Raw genomic sequence first — 24774 nt, forward strand, 5'->3', positions numbered from 1 at the left:
AAACCGGCATTGCGACGGGCAAGTGCCGATTCCCGCAACCCGGTGCGCTACGCAATATGCACAAGGTGCGACGGTGGGTCGGCCCGTGAAATCATTTGGCGGTCTTGCCGAACCAGCGGGTGAGGTGGTCGTCCAGGTCCCGCTGGTGCTCGCCGATCCAGGCGATGTGGCCGTCGGGGCGGACCAATATGGCCGGAACATCGAGGGCCGCAGCGGGATCCGTGAGGAGATCGACGCGGTCCGACCAGCCGTCGACGGTCAGCCGTTCGGTGCGGTCGAGCACCAGGCCGCGGCCCTGATGTAGTCGGGGGTAGAGGCGTCCCTTTTGCAGCTCGATATCGGGCAGCCGCCTGCCGAGCAGGTCGGGGCCCTCGCCGAAGTCGTACCGGATGCCGATCGCGGTGATCTTCTCGATGAGGTAGCGGTTCACCTCGTCGAAGTCCATCAGTTCGGTGAGCAGCCTGCGCACGGCCTGCGGGCCCGGTTCGGTGGACAGCAGTTGGGTCTGGGCGCGGGTGTTGTCCAGCACGTCCGCGGCGACCGGATGACGTTCGTGCTGGTAGGTGTCCAGCAATGTCTCCGGTGCCCAACCGCGGACCTGTGCGGCCAGTTTCCAGCCGAGATTGACCGCGTCCTGAAGGCCGAGATTCAAGCCCTGGCCGCCGATGGGTGGGTGGATGTGCGCCGCGTCGCCGGCCAGCAGCACCCGACCGACCCGATATCGCTCGGCCAAGCGGGTGGCGTCGCCGAAGCGGGACAGCCAGCGCGGGGAGTGCACGCCGAAATCGGTACCGGCGATGGCACGCAGCTGCTGCTTGACATCGTCGAGGGTGGGCGGCTCGGCCCGATCGCTTACTCCCGCGGCGGGGACGACGACGCTATAGACCCCTTCGCCGAATGGTCTGAGCAGCAATCGCCTATCGGTTTTGTGGATTTCGGCCACCGCGGCGGCGATTTCCTCCGGCGGCACGCCCGTTTCCAGCTCGCCCATCAGCGTCTCGCTGCGTGCGGGCTCACCGGGGAAGCCGACGCCGAGCACCTTGCGCACCGTACTGCGTGCGCCGTCACAACCCACGAGGTAACGCGAACGCAGCCGCTGCCCGTCGGTCAGTTCGACGGTCACGCCCTGCTCGTCCTGCTCGAAAGCGACTGCCGCACAACCGCGCCGGACCTGTGCCCCCAGTGCGATCGCATGTTGTTCGAGTTGGTCTTCGATGACCGGCTGCGGGATGCCGAGCAGGTAGGCGTACGCGGAGTCCAGGCCCTCGGGCGCGGGTTTGGGGATGGCGGCGAAAATGCCGCCGACCGAGCGCTGTCTACCGCGCTCGAGCAGGCGGTCCAGCAGTCCGCGCATGGCCATCAACTCGAGACTGCGCATATGCAAACTGACTATTCGGACAAACGATGTGGGCGCGGTTTCCTTCTCCACCACGAGTACCCGTACCTCGTGCAGCCGCAGCTCGGCGGCGAGCAGTGCACCGGTCGGCCCGCACCCGGCAATGATCACATCGAACATGAACCACCCAATTCTCTTTCCGGAGGCGGCCGCGGCCACGTCTGTACGCGACCCGTCGATCCCGGATTTCCCCAGGTCCTGGCATTGGCGGCCCATTGTGCGGCACTCCGCGCGCCCGCCACAAGCGATATATGCCGACGGCGGCGCGCGACCCGAACCGGATCAGCCGAGGGCGAGTGGGAGTTTCGCCGCCAGTGCGCCGAGTTCGGCTTGCTCGGCGTCGGTCGGGGCCCGGCGTCCGGTGCCGACCAGCAGGGCGTCCTTGTCCGACAGTGCCGCGGGAAACGGTACGCCTGCGATCTTTTCGAGCATGTCGCGGGCGTACGCCAAGCTCTCCGTGGGTGGTTCGGCGGCGTCGGGGAGGTGCGCGATCAGGTCGAGGTGATGCAGCGTCCACTCCATGACGTACGCGCCGAGGTAGTCGCCCACGGTGATCACTTGGCCTTGGGTGCCGACCCGGAGGGCGGGATCGGCGAGTTCGGCGGCGCGGCCCGCGGCGGAGCCGACATCGTCCAGATGGAATTTCAGCAGGCTCGGGTCCTCGTATGCGGCGGCCAGCCGGACGATCAGCGCGTCGAGCGGATCGTCGCCGGTGGGCGGTTCGACAACTTTCCAATAGGTCACCGCGTCCCTGGTCGGCTCCGCCGCCGTGGGCGTCACCAGGGTGATCAAGACGTCTTGCGCGTCGATGATCAAGTGGCACACCAGGTCTCGGACAAGCCAACCGGTGCAGCCGGAGGGTCGCTCGAAGTCCTGATCCGAGAGTTCGGCGACGGCCTTGCGCAACGCCGCCCAAGAAAGTGCGAAGAGTTCCACGGTGGCCAAGTTAGCAACATCGTCACTTGGCGTCCCAGTAGCACTCCACCACCGCCGTCGTGAACGGGAACCGCACCGGCGTCGGCCCGAAGACGATCCGGCCCGCGTTCTCCGCGGCAGTCGCGATCGCCGCCGCGACCGTCGCGGCCTCCTCGGTCGGGCAATGCACGATGACCTCGTCGTGCTGGAAGAAGACCAGTTCGGCGCGGAGCCCGGCCTGGGTCATCGCCTGCCGCAGGCCCGCAAGCACCAGCAGTGCCCAGTCGGCGGCGCTGCCCTGCACCACGAAATTGCGGGTGAAGCGGCCGCGAGCGCGCGCCGCAGCGGTGCTGCCGTAGCCCCTGACCTCCTCCTGCGGTAGGTCGGCTTGGTCGACGGCGGACACCGGCGGGCTGGTGCGACCGAGCCACGTGCGCACCAGCCGCCCTTCCTCACCGGCCCGCGCCGCCTCGTCGACATAGGCCACCGCCGCCGGATAGCGCCGCCGGAGTTCGGCCATGTGAGTGAGGGCGTCACCGGAGGTCTGGCCGTAAATGGCGCCGAGCAGAGCGATTTTGGCGAGGGCACGGTCGCCGCCGAAGGCCCGGGCCGCCAGGTCGGCGTAGAGATCTTCGCCGCGACCGGCGACCTCCATCAGCCCCGGGTCGCGGGAGATCGCGGCGAGCACGCGCGGCTCCATCTGGTCGGCATCGGCCATTACCAACGTCCAGCCAGGGTCCGCGCGGATCGCCTGTCGGATCACCTTCGGGATCTGCAGTGCGCCACCACCATTGGTCGTCCAGCGGCCGGTAACCGTCCCACCGGGCTGATATTCGGGGCGGAAGCGGCCGTCGTGCACCCACTGCTCGAGCCAGGACCAGCCGTTGGCGGTGTGCAGTCGATAGAGCGATTTGTAGGCCAGCAGTGGGGCCACCGCAGGATGGTCGATCCGCTGGAGTTCCCATTTTCGGGTGGACGACAAGAAGATTCCGGCGCGGGCGAAGGCTTTGATGATGTCGTTGGGCAGGTCCGGCCGGACCCGCACGCCGGACCCGAAGGCCCGCGACACCTCGTCGGCCAACTCCGCCATCCTGCGCGGTTCCAACCCGCCGGGAAAGCGCTCACCCAGTAGCTTGTCCAGCAATTCGCGGTGCACGTCGGCGCGCCAAGGAATCCCGGCTCGCGACATCTCCGCGGCCACCAGCATGCCCGCCGATTCGGCGGCGACGAGCAACCGCATCCGCTCCGGATGTTCGGCCTTCGCCGTCCGGGCGAGCTGACCCCGATACACCTCGAGCAACGCGGTGAACTCGTCCGTGCCCGGCGGCAGCGGTACCGGACCCGACTCGAACAACGACGGCTGAGTCTCGGCCGCCCGCACCGGCGCGTCCGCCGGGACCGGCAGCCGGTGCAGCCGCGCCCACGCGGCGGCCAGCGACCGTGCTTGCCCCGACTGACCCTCCTCGTGCCCGATGAGCAGCGCCTCCGCGGCCTGCACGTCGTAGCACCGCTCGACCCGCACCCCGGCCGCCAGCAATGTCCGATAAACCTCCGCCGTCGACCGCCACACCCACCGCTCGACCTCCGGCCGCGCCCGCACCGCCTCGACAAGCGACGGCTCACGCACCACCGGCCCCGCGGGCCGCCCCTCCTGATCGAGCGGACACAGCCGAGCACCCCCGTCGCCCGTCTCCGCCACCGCCCATCGCACGTCGAGAGTCTTGCACCGAGGTCCGACACGAACGCCGAGGGCGGACGCGAGCCGCGTGTCCGCCCGCGAGCGAGCAGCCGCGCTGCGTTACTTTTGCCGGACGGCCCGAGTCGCCGCCAACCGATCGGAGATGACATGCCGACAGCGCTGTACACGACGACTGGCCTGCTCGAAGCACCCCTGGTGGAACCGGACCGCAGCGTGCTGTTCGCCGACGTCACCGGCGGCGGCATCTACCGCCACCGGGACAACCGCACCGAGACTGTGCTTGCCGCGCGGCGCGGCATCGGCGGGCTGGCGCGGCACCGCGACGGCGGCATCGTGATGAGCGGACGCGACCTGTCCTACGTCGGCATCGACGCGGTGACCCGACAGATCCTGACGGTGGACGGCGCCACCGGCTTCAACGACGTCACCGTGGCCGCCGACGGCGCACTCTACGCCGGTGTGCTGCGCCACCGGCCCCAGCGCGGGGAATCCGCCGGACCCAGCGAGGTCATCAGAATCGACCGGGCGGGCGAGGTCTCGATCGCTGCCGAGAACATCCGCTGGCCCAATGGCCTGGCCTGGACACCCGACGGACAGGCACTCTACATATGCGAGTACGCCGAAAGCCGAGTCTTGTTGCTGCACAACGAGGACAAGCAGGTGTTCGCGACAGCGCCGTCGGGCGAGTGCGATGGCCTCGCCGTGGATGTCGAAGGCGGCGTATGGGTCGCACTCGGCACGGGCGGTGCCGTCGCCAGGTTCACCGCCGACGGCCGTCTCGACACCACCATCGAACTGCCCGACGGCTTCGTCTCCTCGGTCGCCTTCGACGGCGCCACCCTGCTCATCACCACCGCAGGCCGGCTGCTGAGTCAGCCCGTCGGAGTCGCCGGGGTCCCCGTCCACGCCACCGATATCCCTGTCCCCTGACTCGGAAGACGCTCGTAACCGCGGTAGTGTCCAGCGGTCGGTGCCCGCCGGTTACGCTCGGGACGTGCTGTTTGTCCGGGTGCTCGGCCCGCTGGTGGTCGAGGTGGACGGCCGCGTGGTCGACCTGGGTGGCCGGGTGCCGCGGCGATTCCTCGCGGCGCTCGCAACGACGGTGGGGCGGCCCGTGCCCGACGCGGCAGTGGCCGAACTGGTGTGGGCGGCGGATCAGCCGCAGCAGGCCGTCGCGACGATGCGGGTGATCGCGTCGCGGCTGCGCACGGCGATCGGCCCAGGTGCACGGGACTGCCTGCGGCGCAGCGAATTCGGCTATCAGCTCGCCGTGCCGCCGGAGTGGACCGACAGCGATCGCTTCGCAGATCTGGTCGCCCAAGGGATACGGCTACTCAACGCGGCGGAGGCCGAGGCCGCTGCGCGCTGCTTCGATGCGGCGCTGGCGCTGTGGCGAGGGCTGCCCTGGCTCGAATTGGATGACGCCCCATTGCTTTCGGCCGAGCGAGCACGGTTGGTCGAACTCCGTGAGGTCGCGGTCGAAGAGCTGCAAGCGGCGCGCCTGGCCTGCGGGCGCACCGCTGCGGCGGTGGCCGATCTGATCGAGGCGGTCACCGCGACACCGTTTCGGGAGCGGCGCTGGGAATTGCTCGCGCTCGGCCTGTACCGCAGCGGTCGGCAGGCGCAGGCGCTGGCCGAGCTCCGCCGGGTCCGAGAGCTGCTGGTCGACGAGCTCGGCGTCGAACCTGGCCCGGCATTGCGCAAGCTGGAGCGACGCATGCTCGACCACGACGCACAGCTCTTGCTGGTCGAATCGCCTGCGCCGCAGCCGGTTCCGGCAGATGCCGCGGTTTCGCCGGAGCGGCAGGTCATCCCGCGTCCGCTGTCCTCATTCGTCGGGCGCTGCGATGAACTGACCCAGATCGGTGCGCTGGTGTCGGCAGGACGGCTGGTCAGCCTGGTCGGATCGGCGGGGATCGGCAAGACCCGGTTGGCCGTCGAATACTGTGCCGCCGAGGAGAACTCGCCCGACCGGTGGCTGGTGCGGCTGGGTGATGTGCACGATCCGGACGGCGTCGTTGTCGCGGTCGCCACCGCGCTCGGCCTGGTTCACGTCACGGGAGATCCGGCCATGCTGGTACGGCGCGCGCTGACCTTACGACCGGGGCTGCTGGTGCTCGACAACTGCGAACACCTGATCGGCCCCGTCGCGGAGCTGACCATCATGTTGCTGGGCAGCTGTCCGGAACTGCGCATCCTGGCGACCAGCAGACAAGCCCTCGGCATCGACGGTGAACAGGTGCTGGTGCTCGAGCCGTTGCCGGTCCGCGCGGCGGACGGGACCGACGGTGCCGCGGTCCGGTTGTTGCTCGATCGGGTGCGTGCCGCCCGGCCGGGATGGCAACCTGCGGACTCGGATCTGGTGGCGGCGCGGGAGATCTGCACGACGGTCGACGGGTTGCCGCTGGCGATCGAACTCGCGGCAGCCAGGGAACGGACATTGGGGCTGCGCGGGATCGCCGCACACATCCACGACCGGATGGACGTGCTCGGGCCGACTCCGCGCGGATCGCTGTCGCGCCATGCCAGCCTGCAGGCCGCGATCGGCTGGAGCGTCGAGCATCTCGCCGAGACCGATCGGGCGATGTTGTTGCGGCTGTGGCCGTTCGAGGGCGGATTCACCTGGCAGGCGGCCGAAGCCGTCCGTCCGGTCGAGGCCGACACCGGGGTGCTGGCCACGCTGGCCTCGCTGCTCGACCGCTCGGTCATCACCGCCGATATCGGTCCGGCAGGGCCGCGCTACCGGCTACTCGAGACCATGCGCCGATACTGCCGGGTCACCGATTCGGACCAGGACGCTACGCGAGCCGCACACGCGAGCTGGGTGCGCGGATTCGTGGCCGAACAGTCCGCCTTGCTGACCGGGCATCACGCGGGCACGGCCTATCGCGCGCTCGCCGCCGAGTTGCCCAATATCAAGTCCGAGCTCGAACACGATCTCGCGCATTGTCCGGTGGCGGCGTTACGGACCGCGGCGGCATTGCATTTCGCGTGGAGCAGCCTCGGCGTGCTGGTAGAGGGTCGCAATTTCATCCTGAAATCGCTCGCCGCGGCCGGGGACGCCGCGGGCCTGGATCGGGTGCGTGGACTGCTCGCGTTGTCCATCGTGTCCTTTCACGCTGGCGATCCTCACGAAGCGCTGACCCGGGCCGACGCCGCCCTGCATCTGCTCGGCAACGCCGAAGCCGACCGGGAGCTGTGGCTGCACGGGTTGATGTATCGAGCTATCGCGGTGAGCGCGCTCGGTGATGCGACGGCGACGCGGGTCGCGGCCGATCAGCTCGTCACCGAAGTAGACCGACTGCCGACGCCGGACTGGATTCGTGGTTGCGCGCAGTTCGGCCAGGGCATCGCACTGTTGTTGGCCGGCCGGCGCGGCGAGGCGCTCGACTACTTGCGCGCCGCTCGGCAACTCAGTGCCGAGTGCGGTCACCTGTGGTGCCAAGGCATGGCCGACGTCGCGCTGGCCTGGTCGATCCTGACGTCCGTGGACGACACCGACGCGGCGCGTGCGGCCATCGCCGCCATCGATCGAGCGCTGACCGCCTTTGCCGCACAGTCGAATATCGCCGACGCGCTGGGTGCCGTCCATGCCGGCGCGTACGCGCTGCTGGTGTTGGCCTCGCCCCGGGTGGCGGTGCAGCTGCGCGCGGCCGCCCTGCAGCACTCCGCACGGGTCGGCGCGGATCCGCGCCGCTATCTGCACTTCGCGCACCCCGCTCTGATCGACCGGATGGAACGTTCCCTGAACCCGGCGGAGCGGCGTGCCGCCGAGGAGGTGGGCAGGCGGATGACCTGGACGCAGATGGTGGCCCTCGTGCAGGCTGCCGACGCGAGCTGACCGGAGGTTGCTCGAGGTTGTTGTAGCGGGATTGAAACGGCCGGGCGCGACAGTGGATTCGAGCGGCCAGCACCGTGCCACTCGAGCCGACGCGACCAAGGAATCTCAGCCATGCCGCCTTCCAGCCTCGACCTCATCGCGCAGGTGTATCGGGCCTTCGACACCCGCGATTTCGGCGTGATCCCACGCTTGTTCGCCCCCGATATCGCCATCAACCAAGCCGATGAACTGCCGTGGGGCGGCCACCACCATGGTCATGCCGGGGCGGTGCGGTTCTTCACCACTCTGCTCGCGCATATCGACAGCACGGTGATCTCCGAGCGGCTGTTCGCCGCGGGTGACGACGTGGTGCAGGTCGGGCGCACCACCGGGATGACCGTTCCGGACGGGGTCGCGTTCGACCTCCCTGAGGTCCACGTCTGGCATGTGCGCGATGGACTGATCGCCGGTTACGACGCCTACATCGACACCCCGGCCATGCTGACGGCGCTGGGGGTGCGGCGATGAGAACGTTCGACCTGAGCGCGGAGACGGTGATCGAGCGGCCTGCCTCGATCGTCTGGGCGTTGCTCGCCGATTACGCCAACGACAGTGCCTGGCGCGCCGGAGTTGTCGCGATGACCGCGGAACCGCCGGGCCTTGCCACGCCCGGTACGCGAACCACCGAGGAACTCCGGCTCGCCGGGCGCACCTGGCACAACGATGGGGAGGTCCGCACGGTTGATCCCGGTGTTCGAATGACGTGGCGCACCACTTCCGGCGCGGACGCCGAAGGGGCGCGCATGGTGCGTCCGTTGTCGCCGGACCGCTGTCTGGTCCGTCTCGAACTGCGCGTCACGCCGCACGGCATGCAGCGGGTGTTCGGACCACTGCTCGCATATATGTTGCGGCGCAACCTTACTCACGATCTGTCGACGCTGCGCGATCTGTTCGAGTCGTAGCCATGCCGCCCGCGCAGAGCTCGCCCGCGGCGAGTGCTCAACCCCGGGTTCGGCCGGTCGCGTTGCGGGCGGTGCCGCGGTGCGCGGGGACGGTGGTGGGGTCTTCGGGCCAGGCGTGTTTCGGGTAGCGGCCGCGCAGGTCGGCGCGGACCTGAGGCCAGCCGGTGCGCCAGAACGATGCCAGGTCCGCGGTGACCGCGACCGGGCGTTGGGCGGGTGAGAGCAGGTGCAGCACGATCGGGACGCGGCCGTCGGCCAGGCGTGGCGCTTCGGTCCAGCCGAAGACTTCCTGCACCTTGACCGCGAGGACCGGCGGGTCGGCCGAGTAGTCGAGGCGCGGGCGGCTGCCGGAGGGGACGGCGAGGCGTTCTGGTGCCAGTTCGTCCATGCGGGTGGCGTCCGGCCAGGGCAGCAGGCGGCGCAGAGCTTGGCCCGCGTCGATGCGTGCGAGGTCGGCGCGGCTCCGAGCGGTGGCGAGTTCGGGGCCGAGCCAGGTGTCGGCGGCGGCGAGCAGCGACTCGTCGTCGACCGCGGGCCAGGGGTTGCCGAGGGTGCGGTGCAGGAATTCGAGGCGCTGCCGGAGGGCGAGCGCGTCGACATCCCAGCGCAGCAGGCCAAGGCCGGTCGAGCTCAGTCCACGATGCACCGCGGCGGTGACCAATTGGCGATCGGGATTGTGGATCCGCTGCTCCGACAACACGATCGCACCGAGGCGTTCGATCCGCCGGGCGACCACCTCACCGTCGAGCCAATCGACTTCCTCGGCGGTGGTCAGCAGACTCGACGCGGCGCGGCGGGCCAGTTGTTCATCGGCGACGGCGGCCGACCGGATCCAGCCATCGGAACGACCAGGATCGCGCGTCGCGACACCGACCGCCAGCCACTCCGCGTCACCCAACCCCGAACCGGGCGGCAGCGTCACCGCCGTGCCGCCGACCATGAGATAGCTCGACGAACCCGCATTGCGGCGGCGCGCCAGGCGCTCCGGATGAGCTAGTGCGACAACGAAAGCCGGGTCATCAGCGCCGTCCGACGGGTCCACCAAGCGGGCCAGCCGGTCGGCCTCACGCCGCCAGCGCGCCGGCCGTTCGCGTCGCAGCACACGCAGACCGGCGGCCAGATCTACTCCGGAAATGAGGGTGTCGTCGTCGAGTACGGTGACCACTTCCGCGGCCGCTCGCGCACCCACCACGGGCGCTCCGTCGAGCAGCGCCCGCGCCAACCGAGGATGCAATCCGATCCTGGCGATGCGCCGCCCACGGTCGGTTACTCCGCCGTCCTCGTCCACCGCACCCAACGCGCGCAACACCTCTCGGCCCGCGGCCAAGCCACCTGGGGGCGGGGCATCCCACCAGGCGAGGCCGTGTCCGTCGGCCGTGCCCCAGCACGCCAGTTCCAATGCCAGCCGGGTCAGATCCGCCGTCCGAATCTCCGGCTCGGGATAGGCGGGCAGCGTACTGTGCTCGTGTTCCGGCCAGCATCGCCATACCCGCCCCGGCGCCGCACGCCCGGCTCGGCCGGCCCGCTGCTCGGCCACCGCCGCCGAAACTCGCACTGTCGCAAGGCCGGACAGCCCGCGCCCCCGATCTATGCGTGGCACCCGAGCCAATCCCGAATCCACCACCGCGCGCACACCGGGGACCGTCAAACTGGACTCCGCCACTGCCGTGGACAACACCACGCGCCGCCGCGACCCGGGCCGCAACGCCGTATCCTGCCCTGCCGCGGATAGCCTGCCGTGCAACGGAACCACGTCCACCCCGGCCACGTCGCTGAGAAGTGCTGTCGTGCGACGAATTTCGGCGGCACCGGGCAGGAAAACGAGCACGTCACCCTCGGTAGCGGCGAGGGCCGCCCGGGTGGCGCGAGCGACCTGCGCTTCGACCCGCTCCCTGGGCAGCGGCGGAACATACGTCAGGTCGACCGGATAAGCCCGGCCTTGCACCTCCAGCACCGGCGCCTCGCCGAGTAGCACCGAAAGACGTTCCGCCGCAACGGTCGCCGACGTTGCCAGCACCCGCAGATCCGGCCGCAGTCCCGCCCGCGCGTCGAGCAGCAACGCCAGCAGCAGATCCGCGTCGAGATGCCGCTCGTGACACTCGTCGAGGACAACGATGTCCACGCCAGCCAACTCGGGATCGCCCTGCAACCGTCGCACCAGCAACCCCGAGGTGACGACCTCGATGCGGGTCTGCTTTCCTACCCGCCGATCCCCGCGGACCGAGTAACCGACGGTCTCGCCGACCGACTCCCCCAGTAACGCGGCCATCCGTCCGGCCGCGGCCCGAGCCGCCAACCGCCTCGGCTCCGCCACCAGCACCCGGGCGCTGGTCCCTGCCGCCAACGCCAACGGCACCAAGGTCGTCTTGCCCGTCCCGGGCGGCGCGACCAGCACCGCGGTCGCGCGCTCGGCCAAGGTCTCGACGATGCGGTCGAGCGCGCCGCGGACCGGCAGATCGGGAAGCTCAGGCAGTTTCATTACCGAACAGTCTGCCTCGCACGTAACCGGCGGCAGTTCGCTGCCTACGGCTCGAAGGGAACATCGGCGGTACAGCGGGCGAACTGTAGCGACAGACGGCCGCGCCGCGGACACCGGTCCCCTAGCGTTATTTCCGTGCGGAAATGCCTGCTATGTCTGTTCATCATCCTCACAATGGTCACCGCGACCGGACCGGCAGACGGGGCGGCAGACGCCGCCACCGAGGCGCGCGGCACCGTCTTCGACGATCGGAACGGCAATGGCGTCCGCGACAGCGGCGAGCAGGGCCTGCCGGATATCTCGGTCACCGACGGCTCGGTCTGGGCGAAGACCGGCAAAGACGGCGACTACCGGCTGCGCATAGATCCGAAGCGCCGGGAAACCGATCTGATCCACGTTGTCTCGCCGGATGGCTACACGCCGGCGCTGCGCGAGGACTCGGTCCCCCGCTACTTTCGCCCGCTCGACGAGGACACTCCCCGGCAGGACGGCATCGACTTCGCCCTGGTTCCCGACAAGCACGCCGCCGATCCGCGAGAAACGTGGATGATGTTGTCCGACAGCGAAACCGACAATCGCAGCGACGCCTCCGCCGCTGCCACGCGGGCGCAATGGACCGGGCAGGTCCAGGCGATGGCACGCAACCGGGAGGCCACCGTCGCCATCGCGACCGGCGACATCACCGTCACCGACTACACCGCGCACGAACGCCGCCAGGGCAGCTACGACATCCTGCGCAGCGGTCTGACCGAGGGACGCTTCGGCCGCCCGTTCTATCCGGTGATGGGCAACCACGACGCCGGCGGCACCGAGACCGCGACCGGGTACGCCGCGAGCATGGAGGTCTACCGGCGGAACATGGGGCCGGAGTGGTACAGCTTCGACCGCAACGGCCGTCATATCGTGGTGTTGGAGAACAACTACGACACCTCAGGGCTGGCACCCCAACTTCGCTGGCTGCGTGAGGATTTGCGACGACATGCCGTCGGTAAACAGGTGTTCGTCTTCGCTCACCGGTCACTGTTCACCAAATACGGTGCGGGAGAGGCGATCCAACCGACCATGGACGAGCTCGCCCGCTACGACGTCCGGATGTTCGCGGCAGGCCACAACCAGCAGAGCGAGTTTCGTCGCGGCGCCTTCGCCCGCTCGGTCGAGGTGAACAACATGGGCGCCACCTACGGCATCGACGGTGCGCGGCCCGGTTACCAGCTGTTGGACTTCGCGGGCATCACCGACGACCGCGCGACGCCGGAGAATGAAGACGTCGGCTATGTCTCCGGCACGCACCGGCAGTTCTTCGTGCGCGACCGGACGGCGCTGGTGAGTCCCGCACCCGACAGCGTGCATCGCGGCGGCGCGCCGGTCCCGGTGGACCTCCATGTGGAGGATGCCGGGCGGACTCCGGCGAACGCGCAGGTCCGGGTGCGCGCCGACGGTGGCGGCGAGGTGTGGCGCGCGGATCTGCGGTTCGGCGCGAGCACTGCGCGGCCCGGGAAGGTGAATTGCTACACACCGCCGGGCGGGCAGACCGAGCCGTGCCCGCCCGTGCGCGCCGATTGGACTGCGGCACATGGCAGCATCCCGGATCTGCGGCCCGGGAAATACCGCATCGAGGTAACAGCCGTTGATACCGCGGGTCAGTCATGGCCTGCTATGCAGGGGGCCTTCGGCATTGCGGACCAGGCGGCGCCCACTGCCGGAGCGGACTGGCCTCGCCAGGGCGGTGCCGAATCAGGCGGATCCGCCGCAGCCACCGACCCGGGCGCCGTGCTGGACCAGCGATGGTCGGCCGATACCGGCGAGCACTTCCACCTCAACGGGGCCGCCGTGGTCGGCGACACGGTGATCGTGACATCCCAGGCCTTCGCCTCTCCGTATCACCAAGTGCTGGCCTACCACCGGGATACCGGCCGTGAACTGTGGCGGACCTATCTGGACGGCGACGCGGAGTCCTTCCCGACCGTGCAGGGTGGTCGCGTGTACCTCACCACCGGTGTCGGCCGGGTGTACGCGCTCGATGCGAAAACCGGTGCCGTGGTGTGGCAGACCATCGATGACGAGCACCGAGTCGGTCAGACCGTGCGCCGTTACGGTAGAGCGGGCGGCCCGGTGAGCGTCTTCGAACTGCCCGATCGTCGCGGGGTCGCCGTCTACCAGCAGTACGACCAAATCGTCTGCCGCGATGCCACTTCCGGGGAGCGGCTGCGCGGTGGGTTCACCGCGCCGGCCGGGTGGGGCGAGTTCCACAGCACCGCGGTGCGCGGCAAGGACGCGAAGGTGGCCTATTTGCACTCGGGCTCCAGCCAAACCCTCCTCGCCATGGACCTGACCACTTGCACCCGCCGCTACTCCGTCGACACCGCGGGCGGACTGTTCAGTCACTCCTCCCCCGCGCTTACCGACGATGATCGTCAACTGATCACCATGACAGCGGGCGGTGTGACAGGTCATGACCCGCGCGACGGACGCGCGCTCTGGCACGCCGAAATCCCCGGCAGCGCTTGCGAACCCGGGCCGCCGCCGGTGACGGCCCCCGCCACCCGCGGGCAGTTCGTCTACGTCGCGTCCATCGATGGCAAAGTCCGTGCGTTCGACACGCAGGCACACGATCCGGCTAGGCCCGTATGGGAGACCGGAGTCGGCTACGTGCCGGGCACCGGCCCGCTCGACGACCCCGCTCGCGTAGCCGCAGGCTGCAACGCCGCACCGAACGCGCCCGCCATGCACGTGCTGACCACCGAAACCGTTGTCTACGCGGGCACCTGGGACGGCCGTCTGGTCGCGCTGGACCGCCGCACCGGAAAGCTACTGAGCCAGTACGACTTCGGCGGCGCGGTCACCTCCGCCATGTCGGTCACCGGCGACTGGCTGTTCGTCCTCACCACCGATGGCGCGTTGCACGCACTGGCCCGCCGCCCTGGCGAACGTGCCGGAACATGAGCCCCACGTCGGCTTGACCTTGACGCAGGGTCAACCGTTCAGCATGGTCGGCATGACTACGGATACCGAACACTTCACCGTCCACCGCGACGGTGTCACTATTCCGGTGACTCGGGGCGGCGCAGGTCGACCGCTGGTGCTGTGCCCTGGTCTCACGTCGACACAGGCCGAATTGCACGAACTCGTCGAGTTGCTGCGGCGCGACTTCGACGTGTTCACCTTCGACCTGCGCGGCCACGGCTTTTCGTCTGCTGCGGACCGATACTCCTTCGAGGCGTTCCTCGGCGATTTCGTGGCCGTGATGAGAGAGGTGGGTCGCCTGTCCCTTCCCTTGGCCCCTCTGCTCGCGGGCCACTCGTACGGCGCGGACCTCATCCTGCACTATGCCTGCGAATATCCCGACACTGTCGGCGGCCTGATTCTCATCGACGGAGCGAATCCGCTACCCGCGCCGTTCATCACCCAGGCCGACCTGCCGGACTTCCGCACATTGTGGGCGGACGTGGTGACGTGGCACGAGACCCTGAAAGGAACCCCACGTCAGGTGCTGCTCACTGCCGAGCAAATCCTCGAGCTCAATCTCGAACTGGATGTGATCAGGTCCGGAATTAATATCGACATCGACGTGGTCGGCATTGGAATTCTCGACCGATACCGCACACTCGACCGCCCGATCCACCTGATCATGGCGACCGCCATGGCCGGTGACAGCAACGAGGGGCGGGTGCCACGCCACAATCGGCTCTGGCGTGCGGGCATGGACAGACTGGGCCGCGAGCGGCCGGATATCGTCACCTCCCGGCTCGACGCCACCCATGGGCTGGTGGTCACGCACGCCGAGGACGTCGCGCGCATCATCCGGACTGCCCACACGCCCGCCGCCCGAGCGGCTTCCTGAACCGATACGCGATTCAGGAAGACTGGACCAATGCTCACCATCGGCAAGCTCGCGTCCTACGCCGGCGTAACGGTGCGCGCGGTTAGGCACTATCACGCCAAAGGGCTACTGCCGGAGCCGGCGCGAGACCACTCCGGTTATCGCAGCTACGACGCCGCTGCCGTAGTCGAGCTGATCAAGATCCGAACCCTCGCCGAGGCCGGCGTCCCCCTGGCACGCGTCCACGAACTGCTCCAGGCCGACGAACAAGAATTCGCCGCAGCAGTCGCCGACATCGATAGGCTGTTACAGGCGGAAATCGAGTTACGCCAACAACACCGAGACCGCATCGCCCGCCTCACCACCGGAGAAAGTCTGGCTTTACCCCCGGAGGTAATCGACTTTCTCGACCATCTCCGGGCACTCGGTGTCGACGAACGCATAATCCAGGTCGAACGGGACGGCTGGATCCCCCTGGCCGCCCACTCCCCCGACCTGATCCCGGAGTTGATGGCCCGCAAACAAACCCAAATCGCCGACTCCCCCCTCATCGACTTCTACCTCACCCTGAGCCGAGCCCTCGACCGCACCGACAACGACCCGATCCTCACCGACCTGGTCGACAAGATAGCCACCTACCTCACCCACCTAGCCGACGAACACGGCGACAACTACGTCGGCGGCAACATCGACCCCGCCCTGGCCACCCTCCTCGACACCCTCGCCCGCGACACCGCCCCACCCACCCACCGCCTGACCCAACTACTCCGCGAGCGCGGCTGGACCGGCTGGACCAAACTCGAACGGCTCGACCCGCCGCGATAACGCCCCGCGCCAACGGGTTGTTGGTGACCTTCGACCCTCGCGGCGGGGGGTGGTTCGCTTCGATAGTTGGCGTTGTGACGGAGTTCGGAGAGGGCGTCCCCGGGTGTGCCGACGGGGTGGGGCGGGTGGCTGCTGGGCGGCCGCAAAGTGTTGGCAGCTTTCGGTTTTGGTTTGCGGACCAACGGTGGGAGTGGTCGGACGAAGTGGCGGTGATGCACGGGTACGAGCCGGGAGCGGTGGTGCTGACGACCGAGGTGGTGCTCTCGCACAAGCATCCGGAGGATCGGGCGCAGGTCGCCGCCACGCTGGCCGAGACGATCGGCACCGGCGCCCCGTTCTGCAGCAGACACCGGATCATCGACACCGCGGGGGTGGTGCACTCGGTCATCGTGGTCGGCGACCGCCTGGTGGACGAGGACGGCGCGGTGGTCGGCACCAGCGGGTATTACGTGGATGTGAGCGACTCCGTCGAACAGGGACGGCGAGAGTTCGCCGAGGAGCTGCTGCCCGACCTCATCAAGGCCAGGGAGGTGATCGAACAGGCCAAGGGTGCACTGATGCTCGTGTACGGCATCAACGCCGAGCAGGCGTTCCGCGTCCTGCAATGGCGATCCCAGGAAACCAACACCAAGCTGCGCCAACTGGCCGAACTGCTCGTCACCGCGATCACCGGGATGGGCGGGGGCCCACTACCGCAACGCACCACCTTCGACCGCCTGCTACTGACTGTGCACACACAGGCGCAGGAAACCACCGACCAGCACTGATCACCGTCGTGGTTCGCGGAATGCCGCGCACAGTAACACATTCGAGCCCGCAAGCTCGCTTCGACTCGATGGCTCGGCGTCGTCGGCGCGGATCGAAAGGAGTCGGCCGAACCGCGCTGTAGCCGGCGGCATTCGACTCGATGGCGTCCGCGCCGGTCGGGAAACGTCAGCGCGCAGAGGAATCCCCGAGCGCCGCATCGGAATCACCCACCACCGGGTGGGTTTCGGCCGCGGCCTCGGGTGCCCGGCGCCGCGTGACGAGCCAACCGAAGGCGGTCGCGATCGGGAAGATGGCGACGCCGTAAACGGCTGCGGGGATCGCCATTTCGATGCTGCCCAGCACGCTGACGGCGATAGTGATGGCAATGACACCATTGTGGATGCCGACCTCCATCGAGCTGGAGATCGCCTGGCGACCCTGCACGCCGAAGAGCCGGGGGACGGTGTAGCCCACGCTCAGGTTGATGAAGCAGAACAGGATCATGGGGATCCCGACGGCTTGCACGTAGGGGACGATGTCGGCGCGTTGGTCGACGATGGTCGCCAGGATGACGAGGGTCAGGGTGAGCGCGGAGCCGATGCGCACCGGCCGATCCATCCGCTGCGCGAAGGCGGGTGAGAGCCTGCGCACCAGCATGCCGAGCACGACCGGGATCAGCACGATCGAGAAGACCTGGACGACCTTGCCGAACTGCAGACCGACCGTGCCCGACTCGCCGGGGTCGAAGTGGTCGATGGCGAAGTTGGTGACCAGCGGGACGGTGACCACCGCGATGATCGAATTGACCGCTGTGAGAGACACATTGAGCGCGACGTCACCGTGGAACAGGTGACTGAACAGGTTCGCCGCGGTGCCACCCGGCGACGCCGCGAGCAGCATCACGCCGACCGCGAGCAGTGGCGACAGATCGAACAGCTTGACCAGACCGAACGCGGCGATCGGTAGCACCAGCAGTTGACACACCAGCGCGATGGCGGCGGCCTTGGGGCTCTTCGCGATCCGGGTGAAATCCTCGACGGTGAGCGAAAGCCCGAGCCCGAACATGATGATTATCAAAACTACCGGCAAGCCCACGGAGATGAGCGCTGAGTCCATGGTGTCCTCACCATTCGATCGAATCCGCCGACAGACCCGATCGCTGTCGCCGGCCTGCCTCGGCACGTGCGCCCGAGGGCCGAGGGTGACTCACGTCGAGCTACGCACCGAGACAATTACCGAAACTGCCAGAAGTGCGCGAGGGACGCAAGATCAGCGGCGCACCTATCCGGTGACGGAGACCGACGAGCCGGTGTCCGGACGCCGCGCCGCGCCTAGCACGAAGGTCAGTTCGGTGCGGCGGGCGACGTCCAGTTTGCGGTAGACGCGGGTGAGGTGTTGTTCGACGGTGCTGGTGGTGATGGCGAGCGCGGCGGCGATGTCACGGTTGCGTTCGCCGCGCGCGGCGAGCTCGGCGACGCGGCGTTCGGCGGGGCTCAGAGCGTCGAGACCATGGGCGTGCGTGCGCAATCGGGCAATGGGTGCGGTGCGCTGCGGGCGGTCGCCGCGCAGGTCGTGCAGCAACGGGTCGGCACCGCAGGAATCGGCGAGCCGGGTGGCCTCGCGGATCAGGGTGCGGGACTTGTCGTGGTCGCCGACGGCGCGGTGTGCCGCGCCGAGTTCGCCTAGGACCGTCGCCAATTCGAGGTCGCAGCCGCCGCCGCGAGCGATCGCCGCGGCATCCCGGAGCAGCCGGACCCGCTGGTAGCGGTCGGCGGCCACGGCGAGCAGCCGCAGCGATACCCCGCCGGTGCGGTGCTGGCTCGCGGCACCGAGCAGATCGAGGTGGCGGTTCGCGACGGCGCGAGCGTGCCGGTGTTCGCCGAGCGCGAGGTGCGCGGCGGCGATGTCGTTGCGCCACGGCACCAGCCAGGGAAAGTCCATCTGCCAGCGCCGCATCAGGTGGCCGCAGCGGCGGAAGGTGCGCAGCGCCTCGTCGGCACGGCCGACGGCCAACTGGTGGTGGCCCTGGGCATGCAGATACAGCAGGCCGAACCGTGATTCGAACAGCGCCCGCGGCACCGGCCTGCGCAGTTGCGCCTCGGCGTCGGCGTGCCTGCCGGCCAGGGTGTGTGCGCGAATCAGCGCCGCGATCGGAATGCCGATCCAGACCCCGAGGTGTTCGGCGGGGACCACGTTGAGCGCGACCATGGCGTCATCGGCCGCGGCCCGCGCATTCCCCTTGCGCAGCATCGTCTCCGCGCGCAGGCCGGCGAAGATCGACTGCCAGGTCGGTGCCCGCCGCGCCTCGGCCTCGGCCAGCAGCGAGTCGCACCAGGCCGCGGCGGTGTCGAGCCGGTCGGTGTAGATCAGGCAGTGCACCGCTGCCGCAAGGGTTTCCACGGTGCTCGCGGCGAGCCGATGACAGGTGAGCAGACGCTGGGCGATGGTGACGGTTTCGTCCTGCGGGCACCCGTCGAACAGGCCGGTGAGCAACTGCGCGCCGAGCAGGTGCGGTGACGGTCGCGCCGCGACCGCCGGGCGCCGCCGGGCCTGGGCGGCGAGCAACCGCTGATGGCGTTGCGCGTGCGGCGGGTGCGAGGACCGCAGCCAGGCACACAGGAAGTCGATCTTCGGCGCCGCCTCGTCGAGCCTGCCGCAGTCCAACTGACCGAGCGCCTGATCGGCGTACTGCGCCTGCCCGTGCCAGAGCAGGAACATGACGGCGGCAGGCAGCCCCGCCATCGGCACCCGGCCCGCCCGGATGGCCGCACGCACCCGGCTGTAGTTCCGCGTTCGACTCGACGGGCTGAGCCGCCACTCGGCGCGCACCAGCCGGATCGCGATCGTGGCGCGCTCGGCGGCGTCCCGGGTCACTCGATAGGCCAACTCCAGTCGCTGCACCGCGCGGTCGATCTGGTCGTTCGCCAAGGCCTCCGCCGCGGCGATGAGCAGCACACCAGCCGCCCATGGATGCCCGGTGGCACCGGCCGCGACCAAGTGGTCGGCCACGACCGCCGCCGGGAACCCCTTGTCGTGCAACAGCTTCGCGGCACGACGGTGCAGTTCCCTGCGCACCTCCGCCGGGGTGTCGCGCAGGACGCGCTCACCGATGTCCAGGTCGAAAAGCGCCCGCCCGGACGAGCCAGCGGCAAGCTGGCGCACGGCCGTGCGCACCGCCGCCTCGTCGGCGGCGAGTAGTTCGGCGACCAAGCCGACCGTGCTGGCGCCGCCGAGCACGGCCATGGCCTGCCCGACCTCGGATCTGTGTAGTAACGACCACTTTTCGTGCAGAATCTGCCGGTGCATACCCGAGTCCCCTTCGTCGATGAGGCGTGCCCGACTGGGGAAGGCACCATCGAAGAGACAACTCGGGTGCGCTGAAGACGCGGCATCGTCGCAGCGGGGGCATCCCTGGACACCCCATTGATCCAGCCGGTGCCACTAGCGTAGGTCGCCGCACCGCGACCTGTCCTCGAATCGCGGCAACAAGATCACGGGAGCGGCGCCGAACAATCTGGCGGAATGTTAGTTACATCAACATCTTTCGCTTCCCGCGGCGCTGACTCCACGCCCGGTGGGCACCACCGTCGGCTGCGGATGGTAGGCGAGACAGGCCGCCGCAGCGTCGTCGGCGGCCAGGAACAGCACCGTGCCCGCCGGACCGAGCGCCCCCGATTCCCGCGCATTCAGGTACGCGTGGACCGGAGCCGCGGTGTACGGATCGCCGATCGCCGGGGCGACGCCGACCACCGATTCCGGTCGCAGCCCCAGCGTTTCGGCGAGGCGGGCCCGGAAGCCCAGTGCGGGGGCTGGGGCGAGCAGAACTGCGCGCCCCTCAGCGAAATCGTCGCTGTCGATGTTCTCTTCGGCCACGCAGTCGCGAACGACCGCCGCCGCGAGCGTGATCGGGTCTGCCGTGCCGTGCCGAACGCGCATGGCCGAGCGTCCGTGCGCACCGGCCTCTGCCAGCGACACCCAGGCCGACGGCTCAACCTTCCCGGCGGTCTCCCGCGTATGCAGCCGTCCGAATCCCCCTGCGGTGGGTGTGCTTCCGAGGAGTACCGCGGCGGCCCCGGTGGTGTACGGGAACCCCGCGACGTAGCGCTGCGTGGACGGATGGGTATCCCCCGCCACCAGCAGCGCATACTCCACGTCACCGGTGGCCAGGAAGCACTCCGCGGTGCTGAGGGCATGCAGCAGGCCGGTGGCACCATGCATCAGGTCGAAGGAGAACGCGGGTACCCGTCCCGGCTGGTATTCCAGGCCGATGCCGATCCGTTTCTGAATGAGCGCGGACACGGCAGGCTCGGAGATGTTGTCGTCCCGGAAGACCCCCACGTTGATCAGCATGCCGATCTCGTCGACCGAGACATCCGAGCCGGCCAGGCAGGCGCGGGCCGCGCGGGTGGCGAGTTCGAAGTAGCTGCCGGTGTCCAGATCGGTGTTCGTCGCGGCGGCGACAATCGTGGTACCCATGGCTCAGACCTCCAGACGCGAAATGGTCGCGGCGAGATGACCGGACACGATGCCGGACGCCTCGGGAATCATCAGGACCTTCGAACCCTTGGGAATCTTCTGTTGCGCGAGATACTCGTGCAGCACCAGGAAATGCGAGGTCGAGGCGGTATTGCCGTACTCGTGCAACACATTCAGGGCCTGCGGCATCGGGGTGCCGAAGTGCTGCTCGGTCAGGTGCCCGAGATACTCGATGACCGGTCCGCTGAATTGATGATGGATCCAGTAGTCGTATTTCTCGCTCTCCCAGGTGCGCCCGGTCTCCTTCAGGAACGCGTCCATGCGGTTGATCGCCTGCATGTACCTGCCCTCGTTCTGCATGGCCCGGTTATCGGTGTAGAGCGCGATGCCCGCGGACTGGTCACTGGGCATGCCGAGGCAATGCTCGGCCCCGCCCGCGGCGGTCATCAATTCGACGTAGTGGATCTCGTCGTGGTCGTCGCCGCGATCGTCGAGCACGACCGCCACCGCCGCGTCGCCAACGGTCAGTGCCGCGAATTGCGGATCGTACGGTTTGTTGATCTCCCGCAACGCGGTCTCCGCGATCGGGGTGATCTGTTCACCGCTGACCACCAGACCGTTGCGCACCACCCCTGCTTTGATCATCCGGTCCAGCACCAGTACCCCGGTCAGCATGCCCGCGCAGGCGTTCGAGACGTCGAAATGCCGGGCCGATGTCGCGCCGATCGCGTTGCCGAGCATCAGCGCGAAGGCCGGCGCGTAGCAGAAGACGTCCTTACCTCGGGTGCGCGTGATCGAGGCCGAGATGACGATGTCCAGCTCGTCCGCGCGGTAGTCCGAATGGCGCAGACAATCGTCGATGGCCTGTAACGCCAATTCGAAAGAGGATTCATAGTGATCCGGACGCGAGTCGTAGACCCGCCGATTCTTGATCCCGGTGATCCGCTCCAGATCCAGTGACCTCGGCACCGCCAGACTGTCGATCAGTTCCTCGGTCGAACGGACGGTTTCGGGAGTGTACGAGCCGATCGACTCGAAACGCGTACGCTGCATTGCCCCTGCTTTCTGCAGATCAGTCGATGACAAACATCATGTGTCGCTTGGACTTTCGACAACGTTGTCGTGGACTGCATAGCCGCTGCGGCTAGTCGGCGGACTCGACCAGGGTCGCGCTCACCTCGCACAGCTGCTGTCCGAGCGCGTCGTCCTGCGCACGACGCGACGGAGTCTTGATGCGGTTCTTCTGGAAATAGGCGCCGGTGACCGCGGCTACCTCGGGATCGGTGGCGAGATAGGTGAGCGCGCGACCGCCTTCCTCGGCGGTGATCATGAACAGTCGCTTGGCCAGCGCGACCAGCGGCTGCCCGAACCACGGCATCGAGTCCCAGATGCCGGTCGCCACCGCACCGGGGTGGAAGGCGTTGACCGTCACCCCGGTTCCCTCGACCCGGCGCGCCAACGCCCTGGCGTAGAGGATGTCGGCGAGTTTCGACCGGCTGTAGGCCTGCTCGCCGGAGTACCCACGCTCGAGACCGAGATCGTCGAAATCCAGTGTGGCGCCGAAATGCAGGACCGAGGAGGTGAACAGGACGCGCGAGGGAGCGCTGCGCACCATCAGATCGATGAGCAGCTCGGTCAGCAGGAAGCCGCCGAGATAGTTGACGGCGAACGTAGTCTCGATGCCGTCCTCGGTCTCGACGCGATTCTTCTGGTAGCCGCCCGCATTGTTGGCGAGTACATCCAGCCGGTCGTATTGCGCCAGCACACTTTTGGCGAGCTGACGGATCGAAGACTGTACGGCGAAGTCACACTCGAAAGTGTCCACGCCGCCCGCACCGGCGGCCCGGACGGCGGTCGCCGCATCGGCCAGCTTCCGCGGGTTTCGCCCGACGAGTACGAGCCGATGCCCCTGCGCGGCGCACTGCTGTGCCGCCGCGAGGCCGATACCCGATGTCGCCCCGGTGATCAGGATCGTCTTCATACCCGGTCACCCTGCCACACGATTTCGGCCCGTCGGCGGTGTCGAACAGGGGTTGCTACATGACTGAAAGATGCTGCGCGGGAACAACATTACCGAACTGTGCAGGTCGCGCGCGGTCAGCACGGGCCGATCGGCGCCACCGTGCGCGCGCTCGCGCACCTACGCGTAGGGGTTGATAGGGGTTCGCGCACACCGAGAAACGGAGTTGTCGGCGAAATCAGTTCATTCTTTTACTACCTCGGCCGCCGCGTGCGCGGCAAGACCATCCGCCATTTGCTGCATGACGCGCCGCATGACACGCTGCATCAGCCAACCCATTCCCCATCGCGCGGAATACGTTCCGTACCAATGAATGACCGTGCCACCGTCCGGCGCCGGCACGAGATCGATGACCGCCTGGTAGTTACGCAGGCTCCAGTTGAACGCGTCCTCGTAGGTGAGTTGTTTCTCCTCGACTAGTCCGGTCAGCCGCTCGCCGGTCACGGTCCGCCCGGTACGGAACGCGCGCACCGCGCCGACGCCGTCGCGTCCGTTCGGATCGAGCCCGCTGGAACGCTCCGGCACCAGGGCGTCGACGGTCGACCACACCGGCCACGTCCGCGCGTCGAGCAGCAGCCGCCAGACGACGGCCGGCGCTGCCGCCGAGGTCGCGGTCGCGTCGTAACTCTGCATGATCCGAAACTAAGCGACGGGCCCGCCCCGCGGCGATGCGCCGAATTGCCGCGTATCGATCAGATGTTGCGGTACACCGACGGCCGGACCCCGACCTGGCTCAGGAACGCCGACGACAGCGCGCCCGGACTGGCGAACCCGCACCGATCGGCGATCTGCCCGACGGTGAGGTCGGTGGTGGACAGCAGCCGCTGCGCCCGCTCGATGCGCAACCGGGTGAGATATCGGTGCGGTGTCTCGCCGATTGCCTCCCGGAAGACCCGGATGAAGTGATAGACGCTCAGATGCACCTCGGCGGCGATATCGGCCAGCGTCAGCGGCTCGGCCATCCGTTCCCGCATGACCGCGACGCTCGCGCGGACCGCCGCGTGTTCCGGGCCGGGCGGCGTCGCATGCCGACCTCGGGTGAGCAGGTGCGTCGTGAGGAACGTCGCCGCGGATTCGGCGTACATGTCGTTGCTGCCGTCGGCGGCGGGCAGCGCCCGGATCAGCTGTTCGACCAGCGGATCACCCGCGCGCACCGTGGCCGCCAGCGCCTCGAAGTCCGGCTTGCCGCCGTCGAGCTCGGCGGCCACCCGTTCCACGGTCCCGGACGGAATATGCACCTGAACGGTGCGCATCGCCGAGGTCGCCCGGTAGGCGCGCAGGCTCGGCGAATCGGGGACGATGAGCTCCAGATCGCCGGGAACCCAGCGCCTGCGCACCGGCTTCCCGTCGGCACGGGTGCGCATCGCCACGTCCCCGGCCACGTAGAGCACCAGGTGCAGATCGGCCGCGCCGGGCATCGGCAGGTCCTCCGCCTCGCGAACATGGTCGAAGCACTGCACAAGCAGCGACCGCCAGCTCGCGTCATGCCAACTGCAGTAGGTGCGCCGCACATAAGCAGGCATGTCGAAGTCCGCGTACCGTGCGAGATCGAAGTCGGCCGAGTCGAACACCACCAGCCAAGCCTAGGCCCGGTGTGGCGGTCCGGCCGGACGCG

The 24774-nt window shown here is 68.5% G+C and carries 19 protein-coding genes; 8 read left to right on the plus strand and 11 right to left on the minus strand.

The features are described from left to right. Window positions 1–91: 91 nt before the first annotated feature. From rox to ACIHA7_RS33780, 3 genes are all read right to left on the minus strand, one after another. Entirely contained in the window at window positions 92–1516 is a 1425-nt protein-coding gene (gene rox, locus ACIHA7_RS33770) for a rifampin monooxygenase (protein ID WP_397295267.1), read from the minus strand. A 162-nt stretch (window positions 1517–1678) separates the two neighbouring features. After that, a complete protein-coding gene (locus ACIHA7_RS33775; RefSeq protein WP_397295268.1) occupies window positions 1679–2332 on the minus strand; it encodes a maleylpyruvate isomerase N-terminal domain-containing protein in 654 nt (217 codons plus the stop codon). 22 nt (window positions 2333–2354) lie between these two features. Continuing rightward, complete coding sequence (locus tag ACIHA7_RS33780) at window positions 2355–4022, minus strand: bifunctional 3'-5' exonuclease/DNA polymerase (protein WP_397295270.1); 1668 nt, start codon at window positions 4020–4022, stop codon at window positions 2355–2357. A gap of 135 nt (window positions 4023–4157) precedes the next feature. Between ACIHA7_RS33780 and ACIHA7_RS33785 the strand changes: the two genes are divergently transcribed. From ACIHA7_RS33785 to ACIHA7_RS33800, 4 genes are all read left to right on the plus strand, one after another. Further along, window positions 4158–4940 carry an SMP-30/gluconolactonase/LRE family protein gene (locus ACIHA7_RS33785; protein ID WP_397295272.1) on the plus strand — a complete coding sequence of 261 codons (783 nt, stop codon included), beginning with the start codon at window positions 4158–4160 and terminating at the stop codon, window positions 4938–4940. 64 nt (window positions 4941–5004) lie between these two features. Further along, on the plus strand, window positions 5005–7851 hold the full coding sequence (locus ACIHA7_RS33790) for an AfsR/SARP family transcriptional regulator (RefSeq protein WP_397295274.1): 2847 nt from the start codon (window positions 5005–5007) through the stop codon (window positions 7849–7851). Window positions 7852–7962: 111 nt separating this feature from the next. Beyond that, window positions 7963–8358, plus strand: coding sequence for a nuclear transport factor 2 family protein (locus ACIHA7_RS33795; RefSeq protein ID WP_397295276.1), 396 nt, complete (start codon window positions 7963–7965; stop codon window positions 8356–8358). Then, complete coding sequence (locus ACIHA7_RS33800; protein WP_397295278.1) at window positions 8355–8792, plus strand: SRPBCC family protein; 438 nt, start codon at window positions 8355–8357, stop codon at window positions 8790–8792. Before ACIHA7_RS33795 ends, ACIHA7_RS33800 begins: the two co-directional genes overlap by 4 nt. Before the next feature lie 37 nt (window positions 8793–8829). Here ACIHA7_RS33800 and hrpB read toward each other — a convergent pair whose 3' ends face one another. Then, window positions 8830–11271 (minus strand): ATP-dependent helicase HrpB, encoded by a 2442-nt coding sequence (hrpB, locus tag ACIHA7_RS33805; protein WP_397295280.1) that lies wholly within the window; start codon window positions 11269–11271, stop codon window positions 8830–8832. A gap of 174 nt (window positions 11272–11445) precedes the next feature. Between hrpB and ACIHA7_RS33810 the strand changes: the two genes are divergently transcribed. The 4 genes from ACIHA7_RS33810 (at window position 11446) to ACIHA7_RS33825 (ending at window position 16683) form a co-directional block, all read left to right on the plus strand. Further along, window positions 11446–14214 (plus strand): PQQ-binding-like beta-propeller repeat protein, encoded by a 2769-nt coding sequence (locus ACIHA7_RS33810; RefSeq protein ID WP_397295281.1) that lies wholly within the window; start codon window positions 11446–11448, stop codon window positions 14212–14214. 52 nt (window positions 14215–14266) lie between these two features. Then, entirely contained in the window at window positions 14267–15112 is an 846-nt protein-coding gene (locus ACIHA7_RS33815) for an alpha/beta fold hydrolase (RefSeq protein ID WP_397295283.1), read from the plus strand. Window positions 15113–15142: 30 nt separating this feature from the next. Beyond that, window positions 15143–15916: a MerR family transcriptional regulator gene (locus ACIHA7_RS33820; RefSeq protein ID WP_397295286.1), complete on the plus strand. Its 774-nt coding sequence runs from the start codon at window positions 15143–15145 to the stop codon at window positions 15914–15916. Between the two features lie 125 nt (window positions 15917–16041). Beyond that, a complete protein-coding gene (locus ACIHA7_RS33825; RefSeq protein WP_397295552.1) occupies window positions 16042–16683 on the plus strand; it encodes a PAS and ANTAR domain-containing protein in 642 nt (213 codons plus the stop codon). Window positions 16684–16849: 166 nt separating this feature from the next. Here ACIHA7_RS33825 and ACIHA7_RS33830 read toward each other — a convergent pair whose 3' ends face one another. The 7 genes from ACIHA7_RS33830 to ACIHA7_RS33860 form a co-directional block, all read right to left on the minus strand. After that, window positions 16850–17779: a bile acid:sodium symporter family protein gene (locus ACIHA7_RS33830; RefSeq protein WP_397295288.1), complete on the minus strand. Its 930-nt coding sequence runs from the start codon at window positions 17777–17779 to the stop codon at window positions 16850–16852. A gap of 165 nt (window positions 17780–17944) precedes the next feature. Then, complete coding sequence (locus ACIHA7_RS33835) at window positions 17945–19969, minus strand: LuxR C-terminal-related transcriptional regulator (protein WP_397295289.1); 2025 nt, start codon at window positions 19967–19969, stop codon at window positions 17945–17947. 228 nt (window positions 19970–20197) lie between these two features. After that, complete coding sequence (locus tag ACIHA7_RS33840; protein ID WP_397295291.1) at window positions 20198–21139, minus strand: hypothetical protein; 942 nt, start codon at window positions 21137–21139, stop codon at window positions 20198–20200. Between the two features lie 3 nt (window positions 21140–21142). Continuing rightward, complete coding sequence (locus tag ACIHA7_RS33845) at window positions 21143–22192, minus strand: 3-oxoacyl-ACP synthase III family protein (protein ID WP_397295293.1); 1050 nt, start codon at window positions 22190–22192, stop codon at window positions 21143–21145. Between the two features lie 91 nt (window positions 22193–22283). Further along, window positions 22284–23120 carry an SDR family oxidoreductase gene (locus ACIHA7_RS33850; protein WP_397295295.1) on the minus strand — a complete coding sequence of 279 codons (837 nt, stop codon included), beginning with the start codon at window positions 23118–23120 and terminating at the stop codon, window positions 22284–22286. A gap of 222 nt (window positions 23121–23342) precedes the next feature. Next, a complete protein-coding gene (locus ACIHA7_RS33855) occupies window positions 23343–23792 on the minus strand; it encodes an SRPBCC family protein (protein ID WP_397295297.1) in 450 nt (149 codons plus the stop codon). 59 nt (window positions 23793–23851) lie between these two features. Next, entirely contained in the window at window positions 23852–24733 is an 882-nt protein-coding gene (locus ACIHA7_RS33860) for a helix-turn-helix domain-containing protein (protein ID WP_397295299.1), read from the minus strand. Between the last annotated feature and the right edge of the window lie 41 nt (window positions 24734–24774).

It is taken from the genome of Nocardia sp. NPDC052316 (assembly GCF_044547795.1).
Classification (GTDB): Bacteria; Actinomycetota; Actinomycetes; order Mycobacteriales; family Mycobacteriaceae; genus Nocardia.